This is a genomic window from Mailhella massiliensis (assembly GCF_900155525.1).
GTDB lineage: Bacteria > Desulfobacterota > Desulfovibrionia > Desulfovibrionales > Desulfovibrionaceae > Mailhella > Mailhella massiliensis.
Genome location: NZ_LT706952.1, coordinates 560,398 through 568,279, shown reverse-complemented (window position 1 = coordinate 568,279; position 7,882 = coordinate 560,398). Strand labels below are relative to the sequence as shown.

Genomic DNA, 7,882 nt, shown 5'->3' with positions numbered 1-7,882 from the left:
GCGCATCGCGGCATGACGGCTCTTTCGCAAAGCTCAACTGCAACACTGCTTGAAGACAAGATATCCTGCTCTAAAATAGCCCGGCGCTTCATGTACCTCTATGCCAGACAGCTTGAGGCATTGCGTAAGTACAGAAATTCCGGACAGCAGACCATCACCGTAGTGCACGCGGACAAGGCCATTGTCGGCAACGTGGTCACGGCGGGAGGTACGGAGTGAACATGCGTAAACACCGGGGAGCTCCGCCGGGCAATACCTTCGCCCTCAAGCACGGGCTCAGAACTGCGGAAAGGCGGGCTGAAGCGGCGGAGCGTTTCCGGTTCTATACAGAGTGTCAGGATACCATCGCAAGGATAACGGAACTGTGCGGACGCCCGAAGAAGGTGGTCCGCAGGGAGAATAACCATGATTCAGAATGATTTGATGACTGTGAACGAGAAAGAAGCTGCCCGCATAACGGGCTTTTCCGTCAAGACGTTGCAGAACCGAAGGTATCTCAGGCTGCCGCCGACTTTTCTGAAGGTAGGCAGACTGATTCGTTATCGGATTTCCGACCTGCAGAGCTTTCTTGAGAGTTGCGTTGTGGAACCGGGCTCGGATCGTGGGTAGCTCTAAGAGGCCCTTTGCTTAGGCTCCAGACTCATTAATTGCCAAAAGGGTAAAAAGTTCTTATTGCCGGCATACGGAGAATGCCATGAAGGAATTTTTTATCTTTCTCATGAACAGATTGCTCGTATCAAACGCTACTTTCCTCGTTCCCATGGCATTCCGAGAGTCGATGACAGGCGTGTCGTCAGCGGCATTATCTATGTCATCAAGCACGGCCTGCAATGGAAAGATGCCCCGCACGAGTATGGACCATACAAAACTCTCTACAATCGTTTTATCCGCTGGAGCCGATTGGGTGTCTTTAACAGGATTTTTGCGGAGCTTGTTGAGCAAAACGGCTCCACAACACGCTTGATGATTGATGCCACACATCTCAAGGCATACAGGACAGCAGCAAGTTTGCTGAAAAAAGGGGCCTTTCCCGATGTATCGGACGCACAAAAGGCGGCCTGAATTCAAAACTCCACGCTGTCTGCAATGCCTTCGGTCAACCGTTGGCCTTCCATCTGTCCGGCGGTCAGGTGAGCGACTACAAAGGCGCTGCTGTCCTGCTTGATACTCTGCCGCAGGCCAGGGAGCTTCTGGCGGATAGAGGCTATGATGCCGACTGGTTTCGTCATGCCTTGTCCCGTAAAGGAATCACGCCGTGTATTCCTGGCAGACACAGCCGAAAAACTCCGGTGGTCTATGACAAGGAGGTTTATAAGCAGCGGCACAAGATAGAAATCATGTTCGGCCGACTCAAGGATTGGCGCAGAATAGCCATGCGTTATGACCGTTGTGCTCACACGTTCTTTTCGGCCATTTGTCTCGCTGCCATTGTCATCTTTTATATTTAATGAGTCCTGAACCTAACAATGGCACGCTCTTCTTGGATGAAATCGCGGAACTTTCCCTGAAGTCGCAGGCAAAGCTTCTGCAGGCGCTCAACAATAAAAGTTACACGCCGGTTGGAAGCACGAAGGAACTTTTCAGCGACTTCAGACTGATCGTCGCGACGAATCGCGATCTTCGCGATATGGTGGAAATGGGGCAGTTCCGTGAGGACCTGTTCTACCGCATCAATGTGTTCGAAATAACGCTACCTCCATTGAAAGAAAGGAAGGAAGACCTTCCTTTCATCATCAGCAACATATTAAGGAAGAACAACGTCACCTTCAACATCCAGTCGTCCATGCTGAAAATGCTGTCTAGGTATGACTGGCCCGGAAACATCCGCGAACTCGAAAATGTCATCATACGGCTCACGGTGGAAGGAAGTCTGGATTTTTTCTCCCCCTCCATCGGTAAGGCACAGGAAGCAGCTCGCACCGTCATAAAAAATAAAAATTTCAACCTAAAACAAAATGTCGCTCTGGTCGAAAAAGAAATCATCCTGAAAGCACTCGAACAATTTCACTGGAATAGACAACGCACTGCGAAAGAACTTGGTATCACGAGGGTCACTCTTTTTAGAAAAATGAAGGACTACGGTATGCTCGAGGACTCTTAAGTCAGAAGGATAAATCATCATCCCCGTACCATCGACAGACATCTCTACAAGGAACGCCATCTTATAGAGATGTTTTTCAACAAGATCAGAGAATATCGTAAAATTGCAACTTACTATGACAAACTGACAGAAGTTTTTGCGGCCTTTGTATGTCTGGCTGCTTCACTTATCTGGCTTCGATAAGAGGTTTGCAGACACGCCCTAGTCAAGAGCCTTGAAAAATTACTCCGCCAAATGTGTGCTGTCTCTTGTCAAGAGGACAGGGAAAAAACAAACGCATATCCCGGGACAACGTACCCGAAAAGCTCAGGGTCAGCGGCAAGGTCGGCAGCAGATATGCATAGTCACCGACAGAACCAGTCGTCGGCAATACTCGAATCAGACACCCGACGGCATCCGGATTGCGTGTAACTTGGAGTTCAATCCTCCTTTTGTTCGCCCGATACATCGGGGAGAATTTTTTTCTCAGGATTGCGGCACTTCCATGAGCTTTCAGGTATACAGCATCGATCATCAGAAGGGAGGTGTCCTGAGCATTTTCAGCAAGGGTATTAAAAATGTTTTCAAAGATACCCGTTTGCTCCATCTGACGAATCGGTTATAGAAAGTTTTATGGGCGTGTTCTTTTAGAGCATGTTTCCATTGCAGGCCGAACTTGAGCACATAGATGTCCCCGTTGAGAGATCTTTGATCATCAACTCTTGAGCGTCCCCTCGAGCGAGAAAAGAAAGGGTGAATGGCGTTCATTTGAGAGGAAGAAAGATAAAAAAAGAACAGGCAATGAGTTTTGCCCCTGGCGAGGGAGTTCCACACGTTGGGATGACCGTGTACAGGGTGCTGCGAGAGCAGGAGAAATGCCGCCCCGTGAATATTTTTAGTAATAATTCAAATATATTATATAAAAAAATATTTTTTTTCGCCAAAAACGTGTTGCTTATTTGTTCCAAAATATCTTATAAAAAATATAAGATATAGGCAATTGGAAGAACCGTTCACATTCACCACCACCAACAGGAGGAGTCTATGATGAAATTCACAAAACTCGTCAGAAACATGCTTTCAGCGTCCATGTGTCTTATGGTGGCGGCTACGGCCCTTCCCGGCCATGCACAGGCGGCCGACGACTTTCCGACCCGACCCATGACCTACATGATCACCTTCAACCCCGGAGGTCAGTCCGATCGTGAAGCCCGGCGTCAGGAACCCTTGCTGAAGGAACTCCTCGGGCAGAATGTCATCATCGATTATAAAGTCGGCGGAGGCGGTGCTCTGGGCTGGAAGGAACTTGTGACAAGCGAGCCCGACGGCTATACGTTCGCGGGCTTCAACATTCCTCACACCATTCTGCAGCCCATGTTGCAGGATGTTGGATACAAGACCGATCAGCTTGTCCCCGTATGCATCTTCCAGCGCACCTACCTCGGACTCGCCGTGCCGCTGGATTCTCCCTACAAGACCTATGAAGAGTTCATAGCTGCCGCCAAGAAGGCCCCCGGCAAGATGAAGCTCTGCGGTTCCGGCTCTCTGTCAGGGCACCATATCGCGCTTCTCTCCCTCCAGAAGCAGGCTGGCGTACGTATAACGTACATTCCCGAAACCGGCTCGGCCACGCAGATGACCGGCTTCCTCGGCGGTCACTATGACGCCATTATCGCCAACTCCGACGACTTGGTCCGCTTCCGCGACAAGGCCCGTATCCTTGCCGTCACCAGTGCCGAAAGACTGAAGCTCTTCCCCGACGTTCCCACTTTCAAGGAAAAGAACCTTGATATCGTGCTCTCCATTGACCGCGGCGTAGCGCTGCCTCCCGGCACTCCCGACAACGTGGTGCGTACTCTTGAAAAGGCGTTCATCGACATCGCCAATCGCCCCGAAGTGATAGAAGCGCAGACTCGTGAAGGCTTCACTCCCGTCGCCATGGGGCATGACGAATGCGTCTCCTACATCAAGGAAATGACAAAGTTCTACGGTGACATTCTTAAGAATACCCGCGGAAAGTAATCTCGCCATTTCCTAAATAAACCGTCGATAGGCCCGCTTCGTGCGGGCCTATCGTCCGAGGGAGTACCATGTCCACAAGTCTCCGTACAGCTGATATCATTAGTGGTCTTTTTTGTTTTGGATTTGGTGGTGCCATGATGAGTCAGGCCCTGAAAATCCAAAACATTCTCGATGAACCGCTGCATCCAGGGACTCTTCCACTAAGTCTCTCCATCATTCTCATGGTTCTCGGAGTGGCACTGGCCATCAGGGCATGGCGTTATAAAGGTGCGCGCGTCGAAGTCGTCTGGCCCGAACTGAGTGGCTGGATAAATATTCTGGTCACAATAGTGGCCTTGGTCTTCTTCTACACCACACTTCCGACTCTGGGATTACCCGTGTCCGGCTTTATATTCACCGCCGGCCTCATCTGGTTCTACGACCGCAGACCTCACTTCGCCATTCCTGTCGGCCTCGGTGTAAGTCTACTTTTTTATTATGTATTCATCAAAGTTCTCCAGATGCCCTATCCCTTGGGAATTTTGAATTGATCATATCATAGTTTGTCTATTGACCAATAATTTCCATTCCGTGAGCAAACTTCAAGAGGCCACATGATATGGATTTTTCCTTCGCCTATCTTTTTAATGGATTTCTAGCAGCCCTGTCGCCCCTCAATATCCTCTTGGCGATGGTCGGCTGTTTGTTCGGAACCTTGGTCGGTGTTCTGCCCGGCATAGGTCCCACCAGCGGCATAGCCATCCTGTTGCCCCTGACCGCGCAGCTCGGCGACCCCACCGGCTCCATCATCATGCTGGCAGCCATTTATTACGGTGCCATGTACGGGGGGTCCACCACGGCCATCATGGTGAACATTCCCGGTGAAGCTTCCTCCGTATGCACCGCCATCGACGGTTTCCAGCTGGCGAAGCAGGGACGCGGCGGCCCCACTCTGGCCATCTGCGCCATTTCCTCCTGTGTGGCCGGTACGTTGGGCGTCATAGGTCTGAGCTTCTTCGCTCCGCCTCTGGCAAATCTCGCCCTCAAATTTGGTCCCCCGGAATATTTTTCCCTGATGTTCATGGCCTTGGCCCTCATTATCAGTCTCGCTGGCAACGCTCTGCTCAAAGGCCTTACGGCCGCCAGTTTCGGCCTGCTTATCTCTTATATAGGCCAGAATCCGTTGACCGGTACCAGCCGCCTGACCTTTGGCAGCCTGGATCTGATGGGGGGTATCGACTTCATCAGCATCATCATCGGGCTCTTTGCCATCAGCGAAGTGTTCGTCAACGTGGAAAAGAATACCCGTTATATGTTGGAAAATACCAAAGTGGACTGGAAGCCGAAGTGGGCCGAAGTGCTTTACTGCCGCTTCGCCATGATACGGTCCGCTGTCGTCGGCTTTTTCCTCGGACTGCTGCCCGGATGCGCGCCTGCGGTGACGACGTTCATCGCCTACGATATTGAAAAAAGATTCTCAAAACATCCTGAAAAGTTCGGCCACGGTGCCATTGATGGTGTGGCCGCCGTGGAAGGTGCCAACAACGCCACCTCCAGCGCGGGCTTCGTACCGCTTTTTGCCTTCGGTCTTCCCACCGGATCCGCCATGGCCGTTCTGCTCGGCGGCTTCATGATGTACGGCCTGACTCCCGGCCCCATGCTGTTCCAGGAAAACCCCGATTTCGTATGGGCCATCATCGCCAGCATGTACATCGGTAATCTCATGTGCCTTATGCTGAACCTTCCCCTCATCGGACTCTGGGCCAGAATCGCCATCATTCCCTTCCCTGTGCTAGGTCCGCTAATTCTGATCTTCTCGGTGATCGGAGCCTACAGCGTCCGTTTCCAACTGTTCGATGTGTGGATGACCCTCGTTTTTGGCGTCATCGGTTACTTCATGCGCAAGTTCCGTTTCCCCATGGCTCCGCTCATCTTGGCCGTCGTGCTCGCGCAGATGATGGAAACCTCGCTCTCCCAGTCGCTGATGCTGTCTGACGGAAGTCTGAACATTTTTTTCAGCCGTCCCATTTCCGCCTTCTTTATGGTGCTGGGCATAGCTGCCATCATCCGCGGCCTGTGGCGTCAGTACAAGTGCAATTCGCTGGAAGAAGCCTGTGAGAGCGACGACTAGAAACGGTAGGTCTACACCATTCAATATGTGGGGAGTGAAAACCGCATCGCTCGGAACATTCCGGGAATGCCTTTTCCATATCAATTTTATACTTGCATATCTTATATAAGATATGTTATAGTCCACATATTCCAAACAACCTCAAAGGAGGCACAGATGTCCGTACAGTTTTTGGTCCATCAGGACGGCGACAGCGTCGGCGTCATTACGGTAGAGGGGGTCAAGGCCGGTCAGGAACTGGAAGGCTGGGTCATGAAGGAAGACTACCTCATCAAATTCACCGTGCTCGATGATATTCCGATCGGCCATAAGGTTGCCCTCAAGGACCTGAACGTGGGCGACACCGTCATCAAATATGGTGTGGATATCGGCAAGGTCGTCGCTCCCATCAAGAAGGGCGAACATCTTCATGTCCATAACGTCAAGACCAAGAGGTGGTAATCATGGATCTCAAGAATACGAAAGTCATGGCCTATCGCCGCGAGAACGGCAGAGTCGGCGTACGCAATCACGTCATCATTCTGCCTCTCGATGATCTTTCCAACGCCGCGTGCCTGGCCGTTGAAGCCGCCGTCAAGGGAACCATGGCCCTGCCTCATCATTACGGACGTCTCCAGTTCGGCGCCGACCTTGAACTGCATTTCCGCACTCTCATCGGTCTGGGCAGCAACCCCAACGTGGCTGCCGTGATCGTCATCGGCATCGAACCTGAATGGACCAAGGTCATCACCGACGGCATTGCCAAGACCGGCAAGCCTGTGTTCGGCTTCTCCATCGAACAGCACGGCGACCACAACACCATCTGTGAAGCTTCCCGCAAGGCCAAGGAACTCGTGCAGTACGCTACCGAGCTGCAGCGTGAGGAATGCTCCATCGACGAGCTGTGGGTCTCCTGCAAGTGTGGTGAATCCGACACCACCTCCGGCATCGCAGCCAACCCCACCGTAGGCAATGCCTTCGACAAGCTGTACGAAAACGGCAACACCCTGTTCTTCGGTGAAACTTCCGAAATCACCGGCGGCGAACACCTGGTCGCCCAGCGCTGCCGCACTCCTGAAATCGCCAAGCAGTTCATGGATATGTGGACTGAATACAATGATTTCATCATTGCCAACAAGACCAACGACCTCTCCGATTCCCAGCCTACCAAGGGCAACATTCTCGGCGGTCTGACCACTATCGAAGAAAAGGCTCTGGGTAACATTCAGAAGATCGGTAAGAAGTGCATGGTCGACGGCTGCCTCGACTACGCGGAAGCCCCCACTCATCCCGGACTGTGGTTCATGAACTCCTCTTCCGCCGCTGCCGAAATGGTCACCCTTGTGGCTGCCGCCGGAGCCGTGGTTCACTTCTTCCCCACTGGTCAGGGCAACGTCATCGGCAATCCCATCCTGCCGGTCATTAAAATTTCCGCCAACCCCCGCACGGTTCGTACCATGAGCGAACATATCGACGTGAACGTCAATCCGCTCATGCGCCGTGAAATGAACCTTGACGAAGCTGGCGATCTGCTCCTCGAGATGATGGTCCGCACCTCCAACGGTCGCTTTACCAGCGCCGAGGCTCTGGGGCATCGCGAAATCGTTATGACCAAGTTGTATCGCAGCGCCTAATATTCCTTCTCTCCTTCCTCATTTTTGGAAGAAAAACGGCGAAGCTTTCCATTTGGG

At 52.0% G+C, this 7,882-nt stretch carries 11 protein-coding genes; 10 read left to right on the top strand and 1 reads right to left on the bottom strand.

Annotated elements, in window-relative coordinates; genetic code table 11:
* From CZ345_RS16735 to CZ345_RS17740, 5 genes are all read left to right on the top strand, one after another.
* On the top strand, positions 1-219 hold a 219-nt coding region (locus CZ345_RS16735), incomplete at its 5' end, for a hypothetical protein (protein WP_204224295.1).
* Between the two features lie 186 nt (positions 220-405).
* A complete protein-coding gene (locus CZ345_RS12770; RefSeq protein ID WP_077073488.1) occupies positions 406-609 on the top strand; it encodes a helix-turn-helix domain-containing protein in 204 nt (67 codons plus the stop codon).
* Positions 610-702: 93 nt separating this feature from the next.
* Positions 703-1,448 (top strand): IS5 family transposase gene (locus CZ345_RS16335; protein WP_239446722.1). Its coding sequence is split into 2 segments (ribosomal slippage): positions 703-1,027 and positions 1,027-1,448, totalling 747 coding nucleotides; the frame shifts between segments, so codons are not numbered across the junction.
* Positions 1,448-2,101, top strand: coding sequence for a sigma 54-interacting transcriptional regulator (locus CZ345_RS12755; protein ID WP_083717431.1), 654 nt, complete (start codon positions 1,448-1,450; stop codon positions 2,099-2,101). Before CZ345_RS16335 ends, CZ345_RS12755 begins: the two co-directional genes overlap by 1 nt.
* Positions 2,102-2,110: 9 nt before the next feature.
* The gene (locus CZ345_RS17740; RefSeq protein ID WP_083717429.1) at positions 2,111-2,284 is read left to right on the top strand and encodes a transposase; all 174 of its coding nucleotides are present in this window, start codon (positions 2,111-2,113) and stop codon (positions 2,282-2,284) included.
* A 22-nt stretch (positions 2,285-2,306) separates the two neighbouring features.
* Here the strand turns inward: CZ345_RS17740 and CZ345_RS17110 are convergent, their stop codons facing one another.
* On the bottom strand, positions 2,307-2,687 hold the full coding sequence (locus CZ345_RS17110) for a hypothetical protein (RefSeq protein ID WP_162274976.1): 381 nt from the start codon (positions 2,685-2,687) through the stop codon (positions 2,307-2,309).
* A gap of 437 nt (positions 2,688-3,124) precedes the next feature.
* Between CZ345_RS17110 and CZ345_RS12740 the strand changes: the two genes are divergently transcribed.
* The 5 genes from CZ345_RS12740 (at position 3,125) to CZ345_RS12720 (ending at position 7,825) form a co-directional block, all read left to right on the top strand.
* A complete protein-coding gene (locus tag CZ345_RS12740; RefSeq protein WP_144277353.1) occupies positions 3,125-4,102 on the top strand; it encodes a Bug family tripartite tricarboxylate transporter substrate binding protein in 978 nt (325 codons plus the stop codon).
* A gap of 68 nt (positions 4,103-4,170) precedes the next feature.
* A complete protein-coding gene (locus CZ345_RS12735) occupies positions 4,171-4,632 on the top strand; it encodes a tripartite tricarboxylate transporter TctB family protein (RefSeq protein ID WP_077073483.1) in 462 nt (153 codons plus the stop codon).
* Positions 4,633-4,700: 68 nt separating this feature from the next.
* Complete coding sequence (locus tag CZ345_RS12730; RefSeq protein ID WP_077073482.1) at positions 4,701-6,212, top strand: tripartite tricarboxylate transporter permease; 1,512 nt, start codon at positions 4,701-4,703, stop codon at positions 6,210-6,212.
* A gap of 156 nt (positions 6,213-6,368) precedes the next feature.
* Positions 6,369-6,653, top strand: coding sequence for a UxaA family hydrolase (locus tag CZ345_RS12725; protein WP_077073481.1), 285 nt, complete (start codon positions 6,369-6,371; stop codon positions 6,651-6,653).
* Between the two features lie 2 nt (positions 6,654-6,655).
* Positions 6,656-7,825, top strand: coding sequence for a UxaA family hydrolase (locus CZ345_RS12720; protein ID WP_077073480.1), 1,170 nt, complete (start codon positions 6,656-6,658; stop codon positions 7,823-7,825).
* Positions 7,826-7,882 lie beyond the last annotated feature (57 nt).